Consider the following 23,635-nt stretch of genomic DNA (forward strand, 5'->3'; position numbering starts at 1 on the left):
CCGGACCCATGGCCGACAACAGGGCTGATACCCGCGTTTCCATGCGCACCCCGCTCGCCCGCGTGAAGGGCCTCGGCGCCGCCGGGCACGGCGTCGAGCATTGGTGGCTCCACCGCGTCACCGCGGTGGCGAACATCCCGCTCGTCATCGCCTTCGTGATCGTCGTGGCGGCGCTCGCCGGCTCCTCCTACCAGGACGCCATCGCCATCGTCTCGCATCCGCTCGTCGCGATCCTCCTGATCCTCGCGGTCGTCTCGGTCACCAACCACATGCGCCTCGGCATGCAGATCGTGATCGAGGACTATGTTCACGACAAGGGCCTGCGCGTCGTCGCCGTGATTGCGAACAATTTTTATGCGGCGGTCATCGCGGTCGCCTGCCTCTACGCCATCCTCAAGGTCAGCCTCGGCCGCATCCTGGTTTAAGGAACTCAACACATGGCTCAAGCAACGAACGGCGCAGCCATCAACGGCAAGGCCTACACGATCGTCGACCACACCTTCGACGTGGTGGTCGTGGGCGCGGGCGGCGCGGGCCTGCGCGCCACCGTCGGCTGCTCCCAGGCGGGCCTGCGCACCGCCTGCATCACCAAGGTGTTCCCCACCCGCTCGCACACGGTCGCGGCGCAGGGCGGCATTTCCGCCTCGCTCGGCAACATGGGGCCGGACGACTGGCGCTGGCACATGTACGACACCGTGAAGGGGTCTGACTGGCTCGGCGACCAGGACGCTATCGAGTATCTGTGCCGCAACGCTCCCGCCGCCGTCTACGAGCTGGAGCACTGGGGCGTTCCCTTCTCCCGCACGGCGGAAGGCAAGATCTACCAGCGCCCCTTCGGCGGCATGACCACCGAATACGGCAAGGGCACCGCGCAGCGCACCTGCGCCGCCGCCGACCGCACGGGCCATGCGATCCTGCACACGCTCTACGGCCAGGCGGTGCGCAACCAGACGAACTTCTTCATCGAGTATTTCGCCCTCGACCTGATGATGAACGACGAGGGCCGCTGCATCGGCGTCGTCGCGCTCAACCAGTCGACCGGCGAGATCCACCGCTTCCGCGCCCATATGACGATCCTCGCCACGGGCGGTTACGGACGCGCGTATTTCTCGGCCACCTCCGCCCATACCTGCACGGGCGACGGCAACGCCATGGTGCTGCGCGCCGGCCTGCCGCTGCAGGACATGGAGTTCGTGCAGTTCCACCCGACCGGCATCTACGGCGCGGGCTGCCTCATCACCGAGGGCGCGCGCGGCGAGGGCGGCTATCTCACGAATTCGGAAGGCGAGCGCTTCATGGAGCGCTATGCGCCCTCCGCCAAGGACCTCGCCTCCCGTGACGTGGTCTCCCGCGCGATGACCATGGAGATCCGCGCCGGGCGCGGCGTGGGCAAGAACAAGGACCACATCTATCTCCACCTCGACCATCTCGACCCGAAGATCCTGCACGAGCGCCTGCCCGGCATCTCGGAAAGCGCGAAGATCTTCGCGGGCGTCGATGTGACGAAGGAGCCGATCCCGGTCCTGCCGACCGTGCATTACAACATGGGCGGCATCCCGACGAACTATCACGGCGAAGTGCTGACGCTTAAGAACGGCAACCCGGACACGGTGGTGCCGGGCCTGATGGCGCTCGGCGAAGCGGCCTGCGTGTCCGTGCACGGCGCGAACCGCCTGGGCTCCAACTCGCTCATCGACCTCGTGGTGTTCGGTCGCGCGGCGGGCCTGCGCTGCGCCGAAATTCTGGAGCCCAACGCGCGCCATGCGGACCTGCCGAAGAATGCCGACGAGCTCGCGCTCTCGCGCCTCGACAAGTTCCGCTACGCCAACGGCTCGACCCCGACCGCCGAGCTGCGCCTCCAGATGCAGAAGACCATGCAGAACAACTGCGCGGTGTTCCGCACCGGCGAGGTGCTGGAAGAGGGCAAGAAGCTGATCCACGACGTGTGGAACGCGGCCGCCGACATCAAGGTCACCGACCGTTCGCTCATCTGGAACACCGACCTTCTCGAGACGCTGGAGTTCGACAACCTCATCGGACAGGCGGTCGTTACCATGGAAGGCGCGGCGAACCGTCAGGAATCCCGCGGCGCCCACGCCCGCGAGGACTTCGCCGAGCGCGACGACAAGAACTGGATGAAGCACACCCTGGCCTGGCTCGACGACACCTCCCACAAGGTGACCCTCGATTACCGCCCGGTGCACACCTACACCATGTCGAACGACATTCAGTACATCGAGCCCAAGGCTCGCGTGTACTAAGGAAGACAGCAACGATGGCTCAGTTCACTCTTCCCAAGAACTCCCAGTATACCGAAGGCAAGTCCTGGCCGAAGCCGGCCGGCGCCACGAACGTCCAGGAATTCCGCATCTACCGCTGGAACCCGGACGATGGCGCCAATCCGCGCATCGACACCTACTATGTCGATCGCGACGATTGCGGCCCGATGGTTCTCGATGCGCTTCTGTGGATCAAGAACAACGTCGACTCGACGCTGACCTTCCGCCGCTCCTGCCGCGAGGGCATCTGCGGCTCCTGCGCCATGAACATCATGGGCGGCAACACGCTGGCCTGCACGCTCGGCATCGACGATTGCGGCGACGGCGCGATCAAGATCTATCCGCTGCCGCACATGCCGGTGTTGAAGGATCTGGTGCCGGACCTCACGAGCTTCTTCGCCCAGCACGCCTCCATCGAGCCCTGGCTGCAGACGGAGACGGCGGAGCCGGAGACCGAGTGGCGCCAGACGCCGGAGGACCGCTCCAAGCTCGACGGGCTCTACGAGTGCATTCTCTGCGCCTGCTGCACCACCTCCTGCCCGAGCTACTGGTGGAACGGCGACCGGTTCTTGGGCCCCGCGGCCCTGCTCCAGGCCTATCGCTGGCTCATCGACAGCCGCGACGAGAACACGGGCGAGCGCCTGGACAACCTGCATGATCCGTTCCGGCTCTATCGCTGCCACACGATCATGAACTGCGCGAACACCTGCCCCAAGGGCCTGAATCCGGCGAAGGCCATTGCCGAGATCAAGAAGATGATGGTCGCGCGCGCCGTTTGAGGCGTCTTCGCAACACATCCCCAAAAGGCGCCTCGTGCGCCTTTTTTTGTGGGCCGCGATCCCATATGTCGAAGCCAGAATAAAGTTGGCCTGGGTTCATATTCCTTCCTGTAGCCTGGGTTGAATCGGGACCCGTCCGGGTGGACGGCCTGCATGCGAGGACGACGATGACGAAGCCCCTCTGGCTCACGATTGCTGTGATCTCTTCCGCGCTCGCCCTCGGCGCGTGCTCCTCGACCCGCCTCGGCGGCGCTCCGGTCCGGAGCGCGGCGGCGGCCCCCATCACCGAGGCTCCCCCTGTCGAGGCGGTGCCGTCCGGCCCCATCGAGGCCAGCCCGCTGCCGCCCGTCGCCGGTGCTCCCGTCGCTCCCAACCTGACGGAACCTCCGGCCGGAGGCACGGACATCGCGGGCCTGCCGCCCGCGCCTCCGCCGCCGACCGTGGCCGCGCCTGCGCCCGCGCCGGTTGCGGTGCCCTCCAGCCGCACCGCCATCGTCGGCAACTGGAACGCCCAGACCTCCGGCGGCAGCTGCCGCATCCAGCTCTCCAGCAGCCCGGCCCTCGACCTCTACCGGGCCTCGGCCACCGCTTGCGCCAACAAGGACCTGTCCAAGGTCAATGCCTGGGATTACCGCGACGGCGAGGTCTATCTCTACCAGACCGGCGGCGCCGTCGCCGCGCGCCTGCGCGGCTCGTCCTCATCGCTCAGCGGCGTGATCGCCAAGTCCGGCGCTCCCCTGTCGCTCTCGCGCTGAGTTCCGAAGAGCGCGGCAGTCCATTCAGGCGCAAGCCGTTTGCGCTGAAGGCACGAGAGGCGTATCGATCATCCCGTGAACGACACCTCCTTTTCCTCGCCTCTCTCCATCACGGCCCGGTACAACGCCCTGGTCACGTCGGGCGCCATCGAGCGCGATCCCGCGCAGGTGGCGCTGCTCCGGCGGCTCGAGGCGCTGGCCGAAAGCCTCGCCAATCACCGGCTCGCCCGCAAGCCCAGCGCGCTCGGCTGGCTCTTCGGCAAAAAGAGCGCCGCGCCGCCGCAGGGGCTCTATGTCTGGGGCTCGGTCGGGCGCGGCAAGACCATGCTGATGGACCTCTTCTTCGAGGCGCTGACCGTGCGGCGCAAGCGCCGGGTCCATTTTCACGCCTTCATGGCCGATGTGCACGAGCGGATCCACGAGTACCGGCAGAAGCTGAAGAGCGGGAAGGTCGCGGGCGACGATCCCATCGCGCCCGTGGCGGAGGCGCTGGCGCAGGAAGCCTGGGTGCTCTGCTTCGACGAGTTCACCGTCACCGACATCGCCGACGCCATGATCCTGGGGCGGCTGTTCACGGCCCTCTTCGCCCATGGGGTCGTGGTGGTGGCGACCTCCAACGTGGAGCCGGAACGGCTCTACGAGGGCGGCCTAAACCGGTCGCTCTTCCTGCCCTTCATCGGGCTCCTGCAGGAGCGGATGGCGGTGGTGAAGCTCGAGTCCCGCACGGATTTCCGGCTGGAGAAGCTCGCGGGCAGCCCGGTTTTCTACACCCCGGCGGACAACCACGCCCATCTTGCCTTGAGCCGCGCCTTCAGGAGCCTTACGGGCCGGGATCACGGCAACCCCGTGACCCTGACCGTCAAGGGCCATCCGGTGGAGGTGCCGCAGGCGGCGGGCGGGGTGGCCCGCCTCTCCTTCGCGGATCTCTGCTCCAAGCCGCTCGGAGCCGCCGATTACCTCGCCGTGGCCGAGGAGTTCCATACAATCATCCTCGAGAACATCCCGAAGATGACCTTCGAGCGCCGCAACGAGGCGAAGCGCTTCATCATGCTGGTCGATGCCCTCTACGACGCCCATGTGAAGCTTCTGGCCTCCGCCGAGAGCGAAGTGCACGCGCTTTATCATGCCGATACGGGCCGCGAGGCCTTCGAGTTCGACCGCACCGTCTCGCGCCTGATCGAGATGCGCTCCGAGGAATATCTCGCCCTGCCGCATGGCCGGTCGGATTCGGAAGCCTCCGGCAGCACGACGGGGCTCGCCGAGACCTGAGGCGGCTCAAGCATCGGACGAGAAAGTGGACTTGCACTTTTGGGATCGAATCCGATGCTTTCTTCTCAGCCGAGGAACAGGCTCGCAAGAAGAGCGATGACGGCGAGGCCCATGAGCCCCGTCGCGCCCCAACCGGCCCAGGCGAGCCAGGTCCGCACCGTATAGTCGCCCAGTACCCGCCTGCTGGTGACGATGCCCATCATCATGCCCATGATGGGGGCCGCCGCGATGCCGTTGAAGACGGCGCTCCAGAGAAGCAGCTTGATCGGGTCGATGCCGGACAGGGCGAGCAGGATCCCCAGGGATGTCGCGCCGCCGAGGATCAGGTAGAAGCCGCGCGCTTCGACCACGGTGAGCTCCAGGCTGTTGCGCCAGCCGAACGCATCCGCCACCGCGTAAGCCGCGGAGCCCGCGAGCACCGGCACGGCGAGCAGGCCAGTGCCGATGATCCCCATGGCGAAAACGGCGAAGGTGAAGGGGCCCGCGATGGGCCGCAGGGCCTCGGCCGCTTCCGACGCGGTCTGGATATCCGTGACGCCGCTCTTGTGCAGGGTGGCGGCGGTCGTGACGATGATGAAGAAGGCGACGAGGTTGGAGAAGACCATCCCGATCCAGGTATCGACGCCGATCTCCCAGAGCCGCGCCTTGGCCCGCTCCGGCGAGCGCGAGAAGCTGTGGAGATGCCCGAGCTTCTCCTCCTCCACCTCCTCGGCCGCCTGCCAGAAGAACAGGTAGGGGCTGATGGTGGTGCCCAGGATGGCGACCACGAGAAACCAGTAATCGGCGTTCGACGAGAATCGCGGCAGGAAGGTCGCGGCAAAGACCTCCGCCCAGGGCACATGAACGCTGAAGGCCGCCGCCACATAGGCGAAGAGAACCAAGGTCAGGCTCTTGAGGTAGGGCGCGTAGCGGCGATACGAGATAAAGACCTGGAGCACGAGGCAGAGCAGGCCGAAGGCGGCGGCATAGACATGAGCCGGACCGCCGGCGAGCATCCGCAGGGCTTCTCCCATGGCGGCCAAGTCCGCCGCGAGATTGACGATGTTGGCCGCGCATAGCAGGGCGACCAGCGCCAGCACGAAAGGGCGCGGATAGATCGCCCACGCATTGGCGACAATCCCCCGCCCCGTGATCGCGCCGATCCGGGCGCTGACGGTCTGGATCGCCACCATGAAGGGTGTGGTCAGGAACACCGTCCACAAGAGGCCGAACCCCGTCTGGGCCCCGGCCTGGGAATAGGTCGCGATTCCGCTGGGATCGTCATCCGCCGCGCCCGTGATCAGGCCAGGGCCGAGCAGGTTGGCCAGGGACCTGCGATGCCGCGACGAGCTTGGGTGCTTGCTCCCCGGGTGCTTGGGCGGAGATTTCGCCACGTGGACCTCTCGGCGGTTGCTCTCGGCAGGGACGGAACGTCGGATCGATCCCGGGATGGCCAATCCGCCGGCGGACCGATGCGCCAGTAGGCGCGATGCAGGAGGGCCGCGTCAAGCTGGCTTGATCCTGGCGCCGCCGGCGTCCCGATGGTATCGATACGGCGATCGCCTCAATCCTGGAATGCGGTCGGGCCGAGCCGGTCCCGATCCTCCCGTAGCCGGGCCGAAGTCATGAAGAATGTGCGCCATACGGTGCCGGTGGACGTGCAGCTCCTGAACATCGCGGCCGATCAGCTGCGCCGCCACGGCCCCCGCCACGTGACCGTGGTCGGCATCGCCGATGCCGCCGGCATGACCCATGCCAATGTCTACCGCTACTTCGCCAACAAGGGCGCCCTCATCGACGCAGTGGCCGGCCAATGGCTGCGGCAGATGGAAGCCATCATCGCCGAGATCGCGGATTCCCCCGACCCCGCCGACGACAAGCTCGAACGCCTGATCCAGGCCTGGGCGCGCGCCCACCGGGACCTGCTGAAGCAGGACCGGCACCTCTTCGATGTCTATTGCACCGCCACCGAAACTTCGCGCTCCCTTGTCCGCAAGCACCGGGCGCGGATGCGCCAGCTCATCGAGCGGGTCCTGGACGAGGGCATCGTCACGGGCAAGTTCGACCCCCGGGACCGGGAGAAGGCCCACGCCTTCATCAGCGACGCGGTCTACCGCTTCATCAACCCCCTGACCGTCCGCCTGGACGCGGACGTTCCGCAGGACATCCTCGACCAGCGCCTCGCCACGATGATCCGCGTAGTCTTGAGGGCTCTGGCCAATGGAAGCGTGTAGCGTTAGTTACAAATTTCAAAAAATGTAACAGGAAAATCCTCTGCCTCTCGGCCGGTCCAAGCGCCTGTAATGCAAAAGTATTTTCCAACGGTTAAGCTTGAGCGCCAGGCCGCGAAAGCGCAAAGCCTTGATCTTTAACCTTTTGTTCGCTTGATGACGGGCCATCTCTCGTGTCAAACAGCGCCGACCTCAAGAAGGCTCTTCGCCTCAGCAAAACCCAAGGACAGACCATGGCCCGGAAAAAGATCGCGCTCATCGGTGCAGGCCAGATCGGCGGAACGCTCGCCCATCTCGTCGGCTTGAAGGAACTCGGCGACGTCGTGCTCTTCGACATCGCGGAAGGCATTCCCCAGGGCAAAGGTCTCGATATCGCGGAATCCGCGCCGGTCGACGGGTTCGACGCCAAGTACAAGGGCGCCAACGACTACGCCGCCATCGAAGGCGCCGATGTGATCATCGTGACCGCCGGCGTGCCGCGCAAGCCCGGCATGAGCCGCGACGACCTGATCGGCATCAACTTGAAGGTCATGGAAGCGGTCGGCGGCGGCATCAAGCAATATGCCCCGAACGCCTTCGTCATCTGCATCACCAACCCGCTCGACGCCATGGTCTGGGCGCTCCAGAAGTTCTCGGGCCTTCCTGCCAACAAGATCGTGGGCATGGCCGGCGTTCTCGACAGCGCCCGCTTCCGCCACTTCCTCGCCGAGGAGTTCAACGTGTCCGTCGAGGACGTGACCGCCTTCGTGCTCGGCGGCCACGGCGACGACATGGTGCCCCTCGTGCGCTACTCCACCGTCGCCGGTATCCCGCTGCCCGACCTCGTGAAGATGGGCTGGACTTCCCAGGAGAAGCTCGACACCATGGTCGAGCGCACCCGCAAGGGCGGCGGCGAGATCGTCAACCTGCTCAAGACCGGCTCCGCCTTCTACGCGCCGGCCGCTTCCGCCATCGCGATGGCGGAGAGCTACCTGAAGGACAAGAAGCGCGTCCTGCCCTGCGCCGCCTACCTCAACGGCCAGTACGGCGTGAAGGACATGTTCGTCGGCGTTCCGATCGTGATCGGCGAGAAGGGCGTGGAGCGCATCGTCGAAGTGTCGTTCTCGGCCGAGGAGAAGGCCATGTTCGACAAATCGGTCGCATCCGTGCAGGGTCTCGTGGACGCCTGCAAGCAGATCAACCCGGCTCTCGCCTAAAATAACCTCAGGACGTCATGGCCGGGCTCCGTCCCGGCCTTCACGCCTTCAACCGCAGCCGCGGAGACAAACGAATGAACATCCATGAATATCAAGGCAAAGCCATTCTGAAGGAGTTCGGGCTGCCGGTCTCCCGCGGCAAGGCCATCTTCTCCGCCGACGAGGCGGAAGCCGCCGCCAAGGAACTCGGCGGTCCACTCTGGGTCGTGAAGTCCCAGATCCACGCGGGCGGCCGCGGCAAGGGCAAGTTCAAGGAAGCCGCCGCCGGCGAGAAGGGCGGCGTGCGCCTCGCCAAGTCCGTGGACGAGGTGAAGGAATTCGCCAAGCAGATGCTCGGCAACACCCTCGTCACGATCCAGACGGGCGAGGCCGGCAAGCAGGTCAACCGCCTCTACATCGAGGACGGCTCGGACATCGAGAAGGAATTCTACCTCTCCATGCTCGTCGACCGCGAGACCGGCCGCGTGGCCTTCGTCGTCTCGACGGAAGGCGGCATGGACATCGAGCAGGTCGCCCACGACACCCCTGAGAAGATCCTGACCTTCTCGGTCGATCCGGCCACGGGCGTCCAGGCCTTCCACGGCCGCAAGGTCGCCCAGGCGCTCGGCCTCAAGGGCCCGCTTGCCAAGGAGGCCGAAGACCTCACCGCCAAGCTCTACGCCGCCTTCACGGCCAAGGACATGAGCATGCTGGAGATCAACCCGCTCATCGTCACAAAGGACGGGCACCTCAAGTGCCTGGATGCGAAGATCTCCTTCGACTCCAACGCGCTCTACCGTCACCCTGAGATCGTCGAACTGCGCGACATCACGGAAGAGGACGAGAAGGAGATCGAGGCCTCGAAATACGACCTCGCCTATATCGCGCTGGACGGCACCATCGGCTGCATGGTCAACGGCGCGGGCCTCGCCATGGCGACCCTCGACATCATCAAGCTCTACGGCGAGGAGCCGGCGAACTTCCTCGATGTCGGCGGCGGCGCGTCCGAGGAAAAGGTGACGGCGGCGTTCAAGATCATCACCGCCGACCCGAACGTGAAGGGCATCCTCGTCAACATCTTCGGCGGCATCATGAAGTGTGACGTCATCGCGCGCGGCGTGCTCGCGGCCGTGAAGGCGGTGGGCCTCCAGGTTCCGCTGGTGGTGCGCCTCGAGGGTACCAACGTCGAAGAGGGCAAGAAGATCATCCGCGAATCCGGCCTCAACGTGATCCCGGCGGACGACCTCGACGACGCCGCCCAGAAGATCGTGAACGCAGTTCGGGGCGTTTGATGAAAGCCGAGCAAGCATTCACCCCTAGCACGACTGACCTCGAATTCCCGCATTTCGTATGCTGGGATACCGAGCCGGTACGAAACGCCGCCCACGAGGCGAGGTTTTCAAGCCAACAGGATGCGAAAGACTTCTTCGAAATCAAGAAGCTAGTGCGGCCTGAGCTTTGTGTCTGGAGGGGAGTGCTTGGCAGGCGTCTCGATAATGATTCATTTGATTGGATGCATATTGAATGGTCTCCTGCCAGAGCTGAACAGCAACAAATCCCGACAGATGGAGAGGCTTATGCTTGGTCGGACTGGAAGAAAGTTCGATACAAAGCGTGCAAGCCCGAGGCATAGAAATCCCTAAGGCGCAAAAAATGTCCATTCTCATAGACAAGAACACCAAGGTCATCTGCCAGGGCTTCACCGGCAAGAACGGGACCTTCCACTCCGAGCAGGCCATCGCCTACGGCACCAAGATGGTCGGCGGCACCTCGCCCGGCAAGGGCGGCTCCACGCACCTGAACCTGCCCGTGTTCGACACGGTCAAGGAAGCGCGCGAGAAGACCGGCGCCGACGCCTCGGTCGTCTATGTTCCGCCGCCGGGCGCGGCCGATGCCATCCTCGAGGCGATCGACGCGGAGATCCCGCTCATCGTCTGCATCACGGAAGGCATCCCGGTCCTCGACATGGTGCGCGTGAAGCGCGCGCTCGAAGGCTCCAAGTCGCGCCTCATCGGCCCCAACTGCCCCGGCATTGTGACGGCGGGCGAGTCGAAGATCGGCATCATGCCGGCGAACATCTTCAAGCCCGGCTCGGTCGGCATCGTGTCGCGCTCCGGCACGCTCACCTACGAGGCCGTGTTCCAGACCACCAACGAAGGCCTCGGCCAGACGACGGCGGTCGGTATCGGCGGCGACCCGGTGAAGGGCACCGAATATATCGAGATGCTCGACATGTTCCTCTCCGACCCCAAGACCCAGTCGATCATCATGATCGGCGAGATCGGCGGTTCGGCAGAGGAAGAGGCGGCCGAGTTCATCGCCCGCGAAGCCAAGAAGGGCCGCAAGAAGCCGATGGTCGGCTTCATCGCCGGCCGCACGGCTCCTCCCGGACGCCGCATGGGCCATGCCGGCGCGATCATCTCCGGCGGCAAGGGCGGCGCGGAAGACAAGATCGCCGCCATGGAGGCCGCGGGCATCCGCGTGTCGCCATCCCCGGCACGTCTCGGCAAGACCCTCGTCGAGGTTCTCAAGGGTCAGTAAAGAGAGAAAAGGCCGCTCCGGTGTCGGGGCGGCCAAACAGCTTTTGGATTGCAGATTGCCATGGCACGTCAAGACGCCAACGAAAACTTCCTGAACACCGCTTTCCTCTATGGGGCGAACGCGCCCTATATCGAGGAGCTTCAAGCCCGCTATGAGAAGGATCCGAACTCGGTCGATGCCGAATGGCAGGCCTTCTTCGGCGCGCTGAAGGACGACAAGCAGGCTGTCGAGAAAGCGGCCACGGGGCCGTCCTGGGAGAAGCCGAACTGGCCGATTGCCGCCAATGGCGAACTGATTTCCGCCCTCGACGGCAACTGGTCCCAGGTCGAGAAGGCCGTCGGCGACAAGATCAAGGCGAAGGCGCAAGCCAAGGGCGCCGAGATCAGCCCCGAGCAGGTGCTGCAATCCACCCGCGATTCCGTTCGCGCGATCATGCTCATCCGCGCCTATCGCGTGCGCGGCCATCTTCATGCGAAGCTCGACCCGCTCGGCATCAACCCGCGCCCGAGCGACGAGGAGCTGCATCCCTCCCATTACGGCTTCACTGAGGCCGACTGGGACCGCAAGATCTTCCTCGACAACGTGCTCGGCCTCGAATTCGGCACGATCCGCGAGATCGTCGCCATTCTCGAGCGCACCTATTGCCAGACCCTCGGCGTCGAGTTCATGCACATCTCCGACCCCGTGGAGAAGGCGTGGCTGCAGGAGCGCATCGAGGGGCCGGACAAGGAGATCACCTTCACGAAGGAGGGCAAGCGCGCCATCCTCAACAAGCTCGTGGAGGCCGAAGGCTTCGAGAAGTTCCTCGACCTCAAGTACACCGGCACCAAGCGTTTCGGCCTCGACGGCGGCGAATCGCTCATTCCGGCGCTGGAGCAGATCATCAAGCGCGGCGGCAATCTCGGCTGCAAGGAGATCGTCCTCGGCATGGCCCATCGCGGCCGCCTCAACGTGCTGACGCAGGTGATGGGCAAGCCGCACCGGGCGCTCTTCCACGAGTTCAAGGGCGGCTCCTTCGCCCCCGACGACGTGGAAGGCTCCGGCGACGTGAAGTACCACCTCGGCGCATCCTCCGACCGCTCCTTCGACGGCAACAACGTCCACCTGTCGCTCACCGCCAACCCCTCGCACCTGGAGATCGTCGATCCGGTGGTGCTCGGCAAGGTGCGCGCCAAGCAGGACCAGCACGGTTGCTCGGCTGACAACCGCACGGCGGTCATGCCGCTCCTGATCCACGGCGACGCGGCCTTCGCGGGCCAGGGCGTGGTGGCGGAATGCCTCGGGCTTTCGGGCCTGCGCGGTCACCGCACCGGCGGCTCGATCCACTTCATCATCAACAACCAGATCGGCTTCACCACCGATCCGCGCTTCTCGCGCTCCTCGCCCTATCCGTCCGATGTGGCGAAGATGGTCGAGGCGCCGATCTTCCACGTGAACGGCGACGATCCGGAGGCCGTGGTCTTCGCCGCGAAGGTCGCGACCGAATACCGCCAGCGCTTCCAGAAGCCCGTCGTGGTAGACATGTTCTGCTACCGCCGCTTCGGCCACAACGAGGGCGACGAGCCGGCCTTCACCCAGCCGCTCATGTACCGCAAGATCCGGTCGCATCCGTCGATCACCGAGATCTACTCCAAGAAGCTCATCGCCGAGGGCGTCGTCACCGAGGCGGAGTTCGAGGAGATGAAGAACTCCTGGCGCTCGAAGCTCGACGCCGAGTTCGACATCGCGTCGAACTACAAGCCCAACAAGGCCGACTGGCTTGACGGCCGCTGGTCGGGCCTGAAGGCGGTGCGCGAGGATCAGGACGATCCGCGCCGCGGGCAGACGGGCGTGTCGGTCGAGACCCTTCAGAAGATCGGCAACGCACTGACCTCGGTTCCGGAGGGCTTCCACGTCCACCGCACGATCCAGCGCTTCCTCGACAACCGCAAGAAGATGATGGAGACCGGCGAGGGCCTCGACTGGGCCATGGCCGAGGCGCTCGCCTTCGGCTCGCTCCTCGTCGAAGGCCATCGCGTGCGCCTCTCCGGCCAGGATTGCGAGCGCGGCACCTTCTCGCAGCGCCATTCGGTGCTCACCGACCAGGAGAACGAGGAGCGCTACACGAACCTCAACCACATCTCCGAAACCCAAGCCCGCTACGAGGTCATCAACTCGATGCTCTCGGAAGAGGCGGTGCTCGGCTTCGAATACGGCTACACCCTCTCCGAGCCGAACGCGCTCACCATGTGGGAAGCCCAGTTCGGCGACTTCGCCAACGGCGCGCAGGTGGTGTTCGACCAGTTCATCTCGAGCGGTGAGCGCAAGTGGCTGCGCATGTCCGGTCTCGTCTGCCTCCTGCCGCACGGCTACGAGGGCCAGGGACCGGAGCACTCCTCCGCCCGTCTGGAGCGCTTCCTCCAGATGTGCGCCGAGGACAACATGCAGGTCGCCTATTGCTCCACGCCGTCGAACTACTTCCACATCCTGCGCCGCCAGCTCAAGCGCGACTTCCGCAAGCCGCTGGTGCTGATGACGCCGAAGAGCCTGCTGCGCCACAAGCGCTGCACCTCGACGCTCGCCTCGATCTCGGAAGGCACGCATTTCCACCGCGTGCTGCAGGACGATGCGCAGACCGGCCGCGACGGCATCAAGCTCGTGAAGGACGACAAGATCCGGCGCGTCGTGATCTGCACCGGCAAGGTCTATTACGACCTGCTGGAGGAGCGCGAGAAGCGGGGCATCGACGATGTCTATCTTCTGCGCGTCGAGCAGCTCTATCCGTTCCCGGCGAAGTCGCTGGCCGCCGAGCTCTCCCGCTTCAAGAAGGCCGACGTGGTGTGGTGCCAGGAAGAGCCCAAGAACATGGGTTCCTGGACCTTCGTCGAGCCCTATCTCGAATGGGTGCTCAAGACGGCCGGCTCCAAGGTGGAGCGCCCGCGCTATGTGGGCCGTCCCGCCTCCGCCGCCACCGCCACCGGCCTCATGTCCAAGCATGTGGCCCAGCTCCAGGCTTTCCTCGACGAGGCTTTTGCGGCCTGAACGCCGCAGGAGCCCATCCCTTTTCCAAGGGGCTCGTCCGGGCCCCGCAGAGACTAAAAGACGACCATGGCAACCGAAATCCGCGTACCCACCCTTGGCGAATCCGTCTCCGAAGCCACCATCGGCCGCTGGTTCAAGAAGCCCGGCGATCCGGTGAAGGCCGATGAGCCCGTGCTCGAGCTCGAGACCGACAAGGTCACCCTCGAGGTGAATGCTCCCGTCAGCGGCACGCTGGGCGAGATCATCGCCAAGGACGGCGAGACGGTCACCCCCGGCGCGGTGCTCGGCTCCGTCGTCGAAGGCGGCGCTGCGGCCGCTTCTGCCGCGGCCCCCAAGGCCGAGGCTCCGAAGGCTGCTCCGGCTCCGGCCGCTCCCGCTCCGGCGGCTCCCGGCGCCGCGAAGGATCACGGCCCCGCCGTCGCCCGCCTTGCGGCCGAGAGCGGCGTGAGCCCGGCCGCTGTGCCCGGCACCGGCAAGGACGGCCGCGTGACGAAGGGCGACATGCTCGCCGCCATTGCCACCGGCGGCGCTGCCGTTCCCGCGCCCTCCGCTCCGGTATCCGTGCGCGCGCCCTCCGCTCCGGTCGATGCCGAGCGCGAAGAGCGCGTGAAGATGACGAAGCTGCGCCAGACCATCGCGCGCCGCCTGAAGGACGCGCAGAACACCGCCGCCATGCTCACCACGTTCAACGACGTGGACATGAGCGCCGTGATGTCCCTGCGCAGCCAGTACAAGGACATCTTCGAGAAGAAGCACGGCACTAAGCTCGGCTTCATGGGCTTCTTCACCAAGGCGGTGATCCAGGCTCTCAAGGAGATTCCGGCGGTCAACGCCGAGATCGACGGCACAGATCTCGTCTACAAGAACTACTACCACATCGGCATCGCGGTCGGCACCGAGAAGGGCCTCGTGGTTCCGGTCGTGCGCGACGCCGACCTGCTCTCGGTTGCCGGCATCGAGAAGACCATCGCCGATTTCGGCCGCCGCGCCCGTGACGGCAAGCTCGGGATCGAGGAGATGCAGGGCGGCACCTTCACCATCACCAACGGCGGCATCTACGGCTCGCTCATGTCGACGCCGATCCTCAACGCGCCGCAATCGGGCATTCTCGGCATGCACCGCATCGAGGACCGTCCGGTGGTCCGCAACGGCCAGGTCGTTATCCGCCCGATGATGTATCTCGCGCTCTCCTACGATCACCGGATCGTCGACGGCAAAGAGGCCGTGACCTTCCTCGTGCGCGTCAAGGAGGCCCTCGAGGATCCGGCGCGTCTCGTGCTCGACCTCTAAGAACGATCACCCTTTCGGCGTCATGGCCGGGCTCGCCCTGGCCATCCACGACACAGATGCAAAGCCGTGGATGCCCGGATCGCCTCCGGGCATGACTTTCAGTGGAGACAACCCATGTCCTACGATCTCATCGTCATCGGCACCGGCCCCGGCGGCTACGTGGGCGCCATCCGCGCCGCGCAGCTCGGCCTGAAGACCGCCGTCGTCGAAAAGCGCAAGACCCATGGGGGCACGTGCCTCAACGTGGGCTGCATTCCCTCGAAGGCCCTGCTGCACGCCTCGCACATGTTCGAGGATGCGAAGGATCACTTCGAGCATCTCGGCATCGGCATCAGCGCGCCGAAGCTCGACCTGAAGAAGATGCAGGCCTTCAAGCAGGAAGGCGTCGACGGCAACACCAAGGGTGTCGAGTTCCTGCTCAAGAAGAACAAGATCGACGCCTTCCACGGTGCCGGCCGCATCCTCGCTCCCGGCAAGGTCGAGGTGACGGCGGAAGACGGCTCCAAGCAGGTGCTCGAGACGAAGAACATCGTCATCGCCACGGGCTCGGACGTCACCCGCCTGCCGGGCATCGAGATCGACGAGAAGGTAGTGGTGTCCTCCACCGGCGCGCTGGAGCTCGAGAGCGTTCCGAAGCGCCTTGTAGTCATCGGCGCGGGCGTGATCGGCCTGGAGCTCGGCTCCGTGTGGCGCCGCCTCGGCTCCGAGGTCACGGTGGTGGAATATCTCGACCGCATCCTCCCCGGCATGGACGGCGAGGTCGCCAAGAACTTCCAGCGCATCCTCACGAAGCAGGGCTTCCAGTTCAAGCTCGGCGCGAAGGTGACCGGCGTGAAGAACACGGGCAAGGGCGCGACCCTGACCGTGGAGCCCGCCGCCGGCGGCAATCCTGAGACCATCGAGGCCGACGTGGTGCTGGTTGCCGTGGGCCGCGTGCCCTACACCCAGGGCCTCGGCCTCGACCAGGTGGGCGTCCAGCTCGACAATCGCGGCCGCGTCCAGACGGATGCGCATTTCGCCACCAATGTCGCGGGCATCTACGCCATCGGCGACGTGATCGCGGGCCCCATGCTCGCCCACAAGGCTGAGGATGAGGGCGTTGCCGTTGCGGAAATCATCACCGGCAAGGCGGGCCACGTGAACTACGACGTGATCCCCGGCGTGGTCTACACCTTCCCGGAGGTCGCCTCCGTCGGCAAGACCGAGGAGGAACTGAAGGCTGCGGGCATCGCCTACAATGCCGGCAAGTTCCCCTTCACCGCCAATGGCCGCGCCAAGGTGAACCGCACCACGGACGGCTTCGTGAAGATCCTGGCCGATGCCTCAACCGACAAGGTGCTCGGCGTCCACATCATCGGCCCGGAAGCCGGCAACCTCATCCATGAGGCGGCGATCGCCATGGAGTTCGGCGCGTCCTCCGAGGACATCGCCCGCACCTGCCATGCGCATCCGACCCTCGCGGAAGCTGTGAAGGAAGCCGCCCTCGCGGTGGAGAAGCGCGCCATCCATATGTAATATGGATTCATGGCAAAGCTTCACTTCATCTACTCGGTGATGAATGCAGGAAAGACCACGCATCTCCTGCAGGTTCGTTACAACTACATCGAGAACGGCGGCCATGTGCTGCTGTTCACGAGCCTGATCGACGACCGTTTCGGCGTCGGCAAGGTGAAGTCGCGCATCGGCCTCGAGGCCGATGCGATCCCCTTGAGGAAGAGCGACGACATCGGCGCCATCGTGGCGGCCGAGCACGCGAAGAAGCCCGTCACCGTTGTCCTGATCGACGAGGTTCAGTTCATGACCGCCGATCAGGTCCGCCAGCTCGCCTGGATCGTCGACGAGCTGAACGTGCCCGTCATGGCTTACGGGCTGAAGAACAACGTCTACGGCACCCTGTTCAGCGATGCGATCATCGCCATGATGGCCCTGGCCCAGGATTTCCAGGAGATCAAGCAGCTCTGCCATTGCGGCCGCAAGGCCACGATGATCCTGAAATACGACCGTAACGGCGAGGCCGTCCGCTCGGGTCCCGTCATCGAGATCGGCGGCGAGGGCCGCTACGTCTCCGTCTGCCGCCCGCATTGGACGTCCGGCGACATCGGCCCCGCCGCGCGGCAATTGCTGGCCGAGGCCGTGGTGGCGGCGGAATAGAGTGCGTCATTGCGTGGGTCGGGTGCGCAGCCCGGCATGACGTGGAGGGCTCACCGCATTCTTGCTCTCGGATGCGCCGCGTTGAACGCATCCATCAGCCGGGCCGCGTCCACCTTCGTGTAGAGCTGGGTGGTCGAGAGCGAGGCATGGCCGAGAAGCTCCTGGATGCCGCGCAGATCGCCGCCCCTGGCCAGCAGGTGGGTCGCGAAGGAATGGCGCAGGGCATGGGGCGTGGCGCTGTCGGGCAGGCCCAGGGCTCCGCGCAGCTCCTCCACGGCGAGCTGGATGATCCGGGGCGAGAGCGGCCCGCCGCGCGCGCCGACGAAGAGCGGCCCCTCCGGGGGAATCGCATAAGGGCAGAGCGCCAGATACGCCTCCACCGCCCGCTGGATGGCCGGAATCACCGGCACGCTGCGCATCTTGCCGCCTTTGCCGGTCACGGTGACGGTGTCGAGACCGTTGACGGGGGCGTCGCGGCGCTGCAGGCCGAGCGCCTCGGAAATGCGCAGGCCCGCCCCGTAGAGCAGCGAGAGCACGGCCGCGTCACGCGCCAGGATCCAGGGCTTGCGGTCGTCTCCCGCCCGCGTTTCCGCGTCCGTCACGGCCACGGCCGAGGAGGCGGAGAGGGGGCGGGGCAGGTTCTTCTCCACCTTCGGCGTGCGAATCGCTGCGAAAGCCGAGGCCGTGCCGTGACCCTCCCGCTCCAGATGGCGGGCGAAGGAGCGCAGGGCCGCGAGCTGGCGCATCAGCGAGCGGCTTCCCACCGCATCCATGCGCCGGGCTGCGAGGAAGGCACGGATATCCATGGGCTTCAGGCCCAGCACGCCCTTGATGCCGGGCGGCTCGCCGAGATGGCCCGTCAGAAAGGCGAGGAACTGCCGCAGGTCGCGCGCATAGGCCTCGACCGTCTTGGGGGACAGCCGCCGTTCCTTGGCGAGCGCGGCAAGCCACGCCATCGCCTCCCGGCGCGTGTCCTCGGCGCCGGGAAGGACGAGATCGAGAGTCTTTTGCGTGACGCTGCTTGACATGAGTCCCATTTATGCAAGGGCAGTATCATTGACAGGGACAGGTTAACCTCCTCCGAATGACAAGCCGCATCGCCGATGTCCTCATTCCGCTGGCGCTGGACACGGCCTATTCCTATGCCGTGCCGGACGGCCTCGGCCTCGAGGAGGGGGACGTGGTGCAGGTGCCGCTCGCCAATCGCGAGGTGGCGGGCGTCGTCTGGTCCCTGCGGGAGGGGCAGGGCGGCAACCTCAAGAAGGTGACCGGCGTCATCGATGCGCCGCGTCTTTCCCCGACGATGCGGAAGTTCCTGGATTGGGTCGCCTGGTACACCCTGGCCCCCAAGGGCTCGGCCCTCGCCATGAGCCTCAAGATCCCGGATGCGGACCGGCCGGAAGTCGCCCGCGTCGGCGTGAGGATGGCGGGGGCCTTGCCGAGGCGCATGACGCCCGCGCGGCAGAAGGCGATCGAGATCGCCCAGGACGGAACGGTCCGGCTCAAGAGCGAGCTGGCGCATGCGGCGGGCGTCAGCAACGGGGTGATCGACGGCCTGATCGACGAAGGCACGCTCGAAACGGTGGCCCTGCTGCCGGAACCCGTGGCCGAGCCGCCCGATCCCGGTTTCGGCCACGTGGCCCTTTCGGACGGGCAGCGCGAGGCGGCCGAGGAGCTGGTGGCGGCCATGGGAGAGAAGTCCCCTCCGGTGATCCTGCTCGAGGGCGTCACGGGCTCCGGCAAGACGGAAGTCTATTTCGAGGCGGTCGCCGAGGCCGTGCGCGCCGGGCGGCAGGCCTTGATCCTCATGCCGGAAATCGCGCTCACGGCCCAGTTCCTCGACCGGTTCGCGGCCCGCTTCGGCGTGAAACCCGCCACTTGGCATTCCGGCGTCACCGGCCGCCGGCGCGAGCGGCTTTACACGGGCATCGCCTCAGGCGAGGTGAAGGTGGTGGCGGGCGCCCGCTCGGCCCTGTTCCTGCCTTACGCCGATCTCGGCCTCATCGTGGTCGATGAGGAGCACGAGACCGCCTACAAGCAGGAGGATGGGGTTCACTACCACGCCCGCGACATGGCTGTGGTGCGGGGCAAAATCGAACAGGCGCCGGTGGTGCTGGCCTCCGCCACGCCCTCCATCGAAAGCCGGGTCAACGTGGAGCGCGGGCGCTACCGCCATGTGCGCCTGCCCGAACGATTCGGCAGCCGCTCCATGCCGCAGATCCGGTCCGTGGACCTGCGCAAGGAGGCGATCCCGAAGGGCCGATGGCTCTCGCCGACCCTCGTTACGGCCGTCGAGCAGACGGTGGCGAGGGGCGAGCAGGCGCTGCTCTTCCTCAACCGGCGCGGCTATGCGCCGCTGACCCTGTGCCGGGCCTGCGCCCACCGCTACGAATGCCCGAACTGCTCCTCCTGGCTGGTGGAGCACCGTTTCCGCCGTTCCCTCGTGTGCCACCATTGCGGCCATGTGGAGCGCATTCCTCATGCCTGCGTCGAATGCGGCAGCATCGATTCGCTCGTGCCCTGCGGCCCCGGCGTCGAGCGGATTGCGGAGGAGGCTTCGGAGCTCTTTCCGGACAAGCGCTGCATCGTGCTCTCCTCGGATTTTCCCGGCGGCACGGAAAGGCTGCGGGCGGAACTCGCCGCCGTCGCGGCGGGGGAGTGCGACATCGTCATCGGCACCCAGCTCGTGGCCAAGGGGCACAATTTCCCGCTCATGACCCTGGTCGGCGTGCTCGATGCGGATATCGGCCTCACCTCGGGCGATCCCCGCGCCGCCGAGCGCACCTTCCAGATGCTCCAGCAGGTCACCGGCCGCGCCGGGCGCGGCGAAAAGCCCGGCCGGGCCCTGGTCCAGACCTGGCAGCCGGACCATCCGGTCATCGGCGCCCTGGTCTCGGGCGATGCGGAGCGCTTCTATGCGGAGGAGACGCGGGTACGCGAAATGGCGGGCCTGCCTCCCTTCGGGCGTCTCGCCTCCCTCATCGTCTCGGCCGTCGAGCGGGAGGCGGCGGAGGCCCACGCCCGCGCCATGGCTCTCGTGGCCGAGCCTCCGCCCGGCGTCACGGTGCTGGGGCCCGCCGAGGCGCCGCTCGTCCTGATCCGGGGCCGCTACCGCTTCCGGCTCCTGGTCAAGACGGAGCGCGAGGTCGATCTGCAGGCCTATCTGCGCGGCTGGATGGCCCGCTGCCCGAAGATCCGCGGCAGCACCCGCGTGTCCATCGACGTGGACCCGCAGAGCTTTTTGTGATCAAGCAGAGTTCCCACGAAGACAAGGCACCATGACCAAGATAGTCCATTGCATCCGCCACGGCCAATCGACCTTCAATGCCCATTTCGCCGAGACCGGCGAGGATCCGCTGCATTTCGATGCGCCCCTGACGGAATTGGGGCGTCGCCAGGTGGCCGAGCGGGCGCCCGAGCTGCGCCAGTATTCCTATGAACTGGTCGTGACCTCGCCGCTGACCCGGGCGATCCAGACCACCATGGGCCTGTTCGGCGATCACCCGGCCACGCCCTCGGTCCTGGTCGAGTGCCTCCATCGCGAGCATCTGGAGAGCAGTTGCGACGTGGGGCGGGCCGTTCCGCACCTGGCCCGGGACTTTCCCCATCTCTCCTTCGGGCACCTGCAGGAGATCTGGTGGCACAACGAAGGTGAGGTCAACGAAAAGGGCTTCATCATCGAGCCCGCCCATGTGTTCGAGGAGCGAGTCGAGCGCTTCCGCGATTGGCTCGCCGCAAGGCCCGAGAGAATGATCGCGGTGGTGGGCCACGGCACCTTCTTCAGCAGGCTCACGGGCCGGTTCCTGGCCAACTGCGAAGTCGCCGTCCTGGAACTTTAGACTCCCCCTCGGCCCCGCGGCCGGTTTTTCCAGGCAAGACAGGGCCTAGCTCGCCTTGCGCCTGCGAAAAACCCATGATAGTGCACCCTCGCCGAGGGCGGAGCAGGCTTCCGCCCCGGGCTCATTTCCACACCTGACGGGTTTCCCGAGGGCCATTTGCAGGCTTCCCGGTCCGAGGCCCGTTACGATACGAGAGAGACGGTTACGTGGCGCAAAGCGGTTCCCAAGAAGGACCCCTCCTGTCGGGCGTAGCGTTGCGCTATGCTTCGGCGCTGTTCGAACTCGCCCGGGAAGCGAATGCGGTGGACGCCGTCGCCGGCGATCTCGACCGCTTCGACCAGCTGATCCGCGGCAGCGAGGATCTGCAGCGCCTCATCTCCAACCCCATTTTCACGGCTGACGAGCAGTCGCGCGCCGTGGGTGCGATTCTCGACAAGGCCGGCATTGCTGGGCTTGCGGGCAATTTCATCCGCCTCGTGGCCTCCAAGCGCCGGCTCTTCGCCCTGCCGGACATGATCCGCGCCTTCCAGAACCTAGTGTCCGACGCGAAGGGCATCGTTCGGGCGCAGGTGGTCCTGGCCGAGGCGCCGTCCGACGCCGTGCTGAACGAAATCAAGGCGGCGCTGCGCGACGTCGCCAAGGCTGACGTCTCCGTCGACGTCAAAATCGACCCGAGCCTCATCGGCGGCCTCATCGTGAAGATGGGCTCCCGCATGGTGGACGCTTCGGTGCGCACCAAACTCAATTCCATTCGTCTAGCGATGAAAGAGGTCCGCTGATGGACATTCGAGCCGCTGAGATCTCCGCGATCCTCAAAGAGCAGATCAAGAACTTCGGTACCGAGGCTGAAGTCACCGAAGTCGGTCAGGTCCTGTCCGTCGGTGACGGTATCGCCCGTTGCTATGGCCTCGACAAGGTTCAGGCCGGTGAGATGGTCGAATTCGAGAGCGGCGTGCGCGGCATGGCCCTCAACCTCGAGACCGACAACGTCGGCGTCGTGATCTTCGGCTCCGACCGCGAGATCGCCGAAGGCCAGACCGTTAAGCGCACGGGCGCCATCGTGGACGTGCCGGTCGGCAAGGGCCTCCTCGGCCGCGTCGTCGACGCGCTCGGCAATCCCATCGACGGCAAGGGCCCGATCCAGTCGACCGAGCGCCGCCGCGTGGACGTGAAGGCCCCCGGCATCATTCCGCGCAAGTCGGTGCACGAGCCCATGGCGACGGGCCTCAAGGCCATCGACGCCCTCATCCCGGTCGGCCGCGGCCAGCGCGAGCTGATCATCGGCGACCGCCAGACCGGCAAGACCGCGATCGCCCTCGACACGATCCTGAACCAGAAGCCTCTGAACCAGGGCAACGACGAGTCGCAGAAGCTGTACTGCGTCTACGTCGCCGTCGGCCAGAAGCGCTCCACCGTCGCCCAGTTCGTGAAGGCTCTCGAGGACAACGGCGCGCTGGAATACTCCATCGTCGTCGCCGCGACCGCGTCCGATCCGGCCCCCATGCAGTTCCTGGCGCCCTTCGCCGGCTGCGCCATGGGCGAGTTCTTCCGCGACAACGGCATGCATGCCGTGATCGTGTACGACGACCTGTCCAAGCAGGCCGTCGCCTACCGCCAGATGTCGCTGCTGCTGCGCCGCCCGCCGGGCCGCGAGGCTTATCCGGGCGACGTGTTCTACCTGCACTCCCGCCTCCTGGAGCGCGCTGCGAAGCTCAACGACGCCAACGGCGCGGGCTCGCTCACCGCTCTGCCGGTCATCGAGACGCAGGCGAACGACGTGTCGGCCTACATCCCGACCAACGTGATCTCCATCACCGACGGCCAGATCTTCCTCGAGACGGATCTGTTCTACCAGGGCATCCGCCCGGCGGTGAACGTCGGCCTCTCCGTGTCGCGCGTGGGCTCCTCGGCCCAGACGAAGGCGATGAAGAAGGTCGCGGGCAAGATCAAGGGCGAGCTGGCGCAGTACCGCGAAATGGCGGCCTTCGCCCAGTTCGGCTCCGACCTCGACGCCACCACGCAGCGCCTGCTGAACCGCGGCTCGCGCCTGACCGAACTCCTGAAGCAGCCGCAGTTCTCGCCGCTGAAGATGGAAGAGCAGGTCGCCGTGATCTATGCCGGCGTGAACGGCTATCTCGACAGCCTGCCGCTCAACCGCGTGCGCGCCTTCGAGGATGGCCTGCTGGCCACCCTGCGCGGCAAGCACGCCGATATCCTTGAGGCGATCCGCGCTTCCAAGGACCTGTCGAGCGACACCGAGGCGAAGCTCAAGGACGTTGTCCAGACCTTCGCCAAGTCGTTCTCGTAACGTCCAGCCGGAACTCCG

At 66.0% G+C, this 23,635-nt stretch carries 19 protein-coding genes; 17 read left to right on the top strand and 2 right to left on the bottom strand.

Annotation, left to right across the window (positions count from 1 at the left end; all coding sequences use genetic code 11):
* Positions 1-8: 8 nt before the first annotated feature.
* The 5 genes from sdhD (at position 9) to zapE (ending at position 5,082) form a co-directional block, all read left to right on the top strand.
* A complete protein-coding gene (sdhD, locus tag L879_RS0114950) occupies positions 9-425 on the top strand; it encodes a succinate dehydrogenase, hydrophobic membrane anchor protein (RefSeq protein WP_027316817.1) in 417 nt (138 codons plus the stop codon).
* A 12-nt stretch (positions 426-437) separates the two neighbouring features.
* The gene (gene sdhA / locus L879_RS0114955; protein WP_027316818.1) at positions 438-2,261 is read left to right on the top strand and encodes a succinate dehydrogenase flavoprotein subunit; all 1,824 of its coding nucleotides are present in this window, start codon (positions 438-440) and stop codon (positions 2,259-2,261) included.
* A gap of 14 nt (positions 2,262-2,275) precedes the next feature.
* Entirely contained in the window at positions 2,276-3,058 is a 783-nt protein-coding gene (locus L879_RS0114960) for a succinate dehydrogenase iron-sulfur subunit (RefSeq protein WP_027316819.1), read from the top strand.
* A gap of 167 nt (positions 3,059-3,225) precedes the next feature.
* The gene (locus L879_RS0114965) at positions 3,226-3,813 is read left to right on the top strand and encodes an AprI/Inh family metalloprotease inhibitor (protein ID WP_027316820.1); all 588 of its coding nucleotides are present in this window, start codon (positions 3,226-3,228) and stop codon (positions 3,811-3,813) included.
* 75 nt (positions 3,814-3,888) lie between these two features.
* A complete protein-coding gene (zapE, locus tag L879_RS0114970; RefSeq protein ID WP_027316821.1) occupies positions 3,889-5,082 on the top strand; it encodes a cell division protein ZapE in 1,194 nt (397 codons plus the stop codon).
* Between the two features lie 65 nt (positions 5,083-5,147).
* On the opposite strand, the gene L879_RS0114975 is transcribed toward zapE, so the two are convergent.
* Positions 5,148-6,455: an NRAMP family divalent metal transporter gene (locus L879_RS0114975; RefSeq protein ID WP_027316822.1), complete on the bottom strand. Its 1,308-nt coding sequence runs from the start codon at positions 6,453-6,455 to the stop codon at positions 5,148-5,150.
* 231 nt (positions 6,456-6,686) lie between these two features.
* Between L879_RS0114975 and L879_RS0114980 the strand changes: the two genes are divergently transcribed.
* The 8 genes from L879_RS0114980 (at position 6,687) to L879_RS0115020 (ending at position 17,470) form a co-directional block, all read left to right on the top strand.
* Positions 6,687-7,295 (top strand): TetR/AcrR family transcriptional regulator, encoded by a 609-nt coding sequence (locus L879_RS0114980; protein ID WP_084021048.1) that lies wholly within the window; start codon positions 6,687-6,689, stop codon positions 7,293-7,295.
* A 230-nt stretch (positions 7,296-7,525) separates the two neighbouring features.
* On the top strand, positions 7,526-8,488 hold the full coding sequence (gene mdh / locus L879_RS0114985) for a malate dehydrogenase (protein ID WP_027316824.1): 963 nt from the start codon (positions 7,526-7,528) through the stop codon (positions 8,486-8,488).
* A gap of 74 nt (positions 8,489-8,562) precedes the next feature.
* On the top strand, positions 8,563-9,759 hold the full coding sequence (gene sucC, locus L879_RS0114990; RefSeq protein ID WP_027316825.1) for an ADP-forming succinate--CoA ligase subunit beta: 1,197 nt from the start codon (positions 8,563-8,565) through the stop codon (positions 9,757-9,759).
* A gap of 361 nt (positions 9,760-10,120) precedes the next feature.
* On the top strand, positions 10,121-11,008 hold the full coding sequence (gene sucD / locus L879_RS0115000; RefSeq protein ID WP_027316827.1) for a succinate--CoA ligase subunit alpha: 888 nt from the start codon (positions 10,121-10,123) through the stop codon (positions 11,006-11,008).
* A 60-nt stretch (positions 11,009-11,068) separates the two neighbouring features.
* Complete coding sequence (locus L879_RS0115005; RefSeq protein WP_027316828.1) at positions 11,069-14,029, top strand: 2-oxoglutarate dehydrogenase E1 component; 2,961 nt, start codon at positions 11,069-11,071, stop codon at positions 14,027-14,029.
* A 66-nt stretch (positions 14,030-14,095) separates the two neighbouring features.
* The gene (gene odhB, locus L879_RS0115010; RefSeq protein WP_027316829.1) at positions 14,096-15,319 is read left to right on the top strand and encodes a 2-oxoglutarate dehydrogenase complex dihydrolipoyllysine-residue succinyltransferase; all 1,224 of its coding nucleotides are present in this window, start codon (positions 14,096-14,098) and stop codon (positions 15,317-15,319) included.
* Positions 15,320-15,433: 114 nt separating this feature from the next.
* The gene (lpdA, locus tag L879_RS0115015) at positions 15,434-16,834 is read left to right on the top strand and encodes a dihydrolipoyl dehydrogenase (protein WP_027316830.1); all 1,401 of its coding nucleotides are present in this window, start codon (positions 15,434-15,436) and stop codon (positions 16,832-16,834) included.
* Between the two features lie 9 nt (positions 16,835-16,843).
* Complete coding sequence (locus L879_RS0115020; RefSeq protein WP_027316831.1) at positions 16,844-17,470, top strand: thymidine kinase; 627 nt, start codon at positions 16,844-16,846, stop codon at positions 17,468-17,470.
* Positions 17,471-17,520: 50 nt separating this feature from the next.
* Here L879_RS0115020 and L879_RS0115025 read toward each other — a convergent pair whose 3' ends face one another.
* Positions 17,521-18,507, bottom strand: a complete 987-nt coding sequence (locus L879_RS0115025) for a tyrosine recombinase XerC (RefSeq protein ID WP_035459730.1) — start codon at positions 18,505-18,507, stop codon at positions 17,521-17,523.
* Positions 18,508-18,554: 47 nt separating this feature from the next.
* Here L879_RS0115025 and L879_RS0115030 point away from each other — a divergent pair, with 47 nt between their 5' ends.
* From L879_RS0115030 to atpA, 4 genes are all read left to right on the top strand, one after another.
* Positions 18,555-20,717, top strand: coding sequence for a primosomal protein N' (locus tag L879_RS0115030; RefSeq protein WP_027316833.1), 2,163 nt, complete (start codon positions 18,555-18,557; stop codon positions 20,715-20,717).
* A 31-nt stretch (positions 20,718-20,748) separates the two neighbouring features.
* On the top strand, positions 20,749-21,309 hold the full coding sequence (locus L879_RS0115035) for a histidine phosphatase family protein (protein ID WP_027316834.1): 561 nt from the start codon (positions 20,749-20,751) through the stop codon (positions 21,307-21,309).
* Between the two features lie 206 nt (positions 21,310-21,515).
* On the top strand, positions 21,516-22,088 hold the full coding sequence (locus L879_RS0115040) for a F0F1 ATP synthase subunit delta (protein WP_027316835.1): 573 nt from the start codon (positions 21,516-21,518) through the stop codon (positions 22,086-22,088).
* Positions 22,088-23,617: a F0F1 ATP synthase subunit alpha gene (atpA, locus tag L879_RS0115045; protein ID WP_027316836.1), complete on the top strand. Its 1,530-nt coding sequence runs from the start codon at positions 22,088-22,090 to the stop codon at positions 23,615-23,617. Before L879_RS0115040 ends, atpA begins: the two co-directional genes overlap by 1 nt.
* Positions 23,618-23,635 lie beyond the last annotated feature (18 nt).

Source organism: Microvirga flocculans ATCC BAA-817, assembly GCF_000518665.1.
GTDB lineage: Bacteria > Pseudomonadota > Alphaproteobacteria > Rhizobiales > Beijerinckiaceae > Microvirga > Microvirga flocculans.

Bases quoted from the DNA above. Each gene is read 5' to 3' on its own strand.
- L879_RS0115035 (WP_027316834.1), top strand. From the start codon at position 20,749: ATGACCAAGATAGTCCATTGCATCCGCCACGGCCAATCGACCTTCAAT.
- sucD (WP_027316827.1), top strand. From the start codon at position 10,121: ATGTCCATTCTCATAGACAAGAACACCAAGGTCATCTGCCAGGGCTTC.
- atpA (WP_027316836.1), top strand. From the start codon at position 22,088: ATGGACATTCGAGCCGCTGAGATCTCCGCGATCCTCAAAGAGCAGATC.
- L879_RS0114965 (WP_027316820.1), top strand. From the start codon at position 3,226: ATGACGAAGCCCCTCTGGCTCACGATTGCTGTGATCTCTTCCGCGCTC.
- sucC (WP_027316825.1), top strand. From the start codon at position 8,563: ATGAACATCCATGAATATCAAGGCAAAGCCATTCTGAAGGAGTTCGGG.
- L879_RS0115030 (WP_027316833.1), top strand. From the start codon at position 18,555: ATGACAAGCCGCATCGCCGATGTCCTCATTCCGCTGGCGCTGGACACG.
- L879_RS0114960 (WP_027316819.1), top strand. From the start codon at position 2,276: ATGGCTCAGTTCACTCTTCCCAAGAACTCCCAGTATACCGAAGGCAAG.
- L879_RS0115005 (WP_027316828.1), top strand. From the start codon at position 11,069: ATGGCACGTCAAGACGCCAACGAAAACTTCCTGAACACCGCTTTCCTC.
- L879_RS0115025 (WP_035459730.1), bottom strand. From the start codon at position 18,507: ATGGGACTCATGTCAAGCAGCGTCACGCAAAAGACTCTCGATCTCGTC.
- L879_RS0115020 (WP_027316831.1), top strand. From the start codon at position 16,844: ATGGCAAAGCTTCACTTCATCTACTCGGTGATGAATGCAGGAAAGACC.
- sdhA (WP_027316818.1), top strand. From the start codon at position 438: ATGGCTCAAGCAACGAACGGCGCAGCCATCAACGGCAAGGCCTACACG.
- L879_RS0114980 (WP_084021048.1), top strand. From the start codon at position 6,687: ATGAAGAATGTGCGCCATACGGTGCCGGTGGACGTGCAGCTCCTGAAC.
- sdhD (WP_027316817.1), top strand. From the start codon at position 9: ATGGCCGACAACAGGGCTGATACCCGCGTTTCCATGCGCACCCCGCTC.
- lpdA (WP_027316830.1), top strand. From the start codon at position 15,434: ATGTCCTACGATCTCATCGTCATCGGCACCGGCCCCGGCGGCTACGTG.
- mdh (WP_027316824.1), top strand. From the start codon at position 7,526: ATGGCCCGGAAAAAGATCGCGCTCATCGGTGCAGGCCAGATCGGCGGA.
- odhB (WP_027316829.1), top strand. From the start codon at position 14,096: ATGGCAACCGAAATCCGCGTACCCACCCTTGGCGAATCCGTCTCCGAA.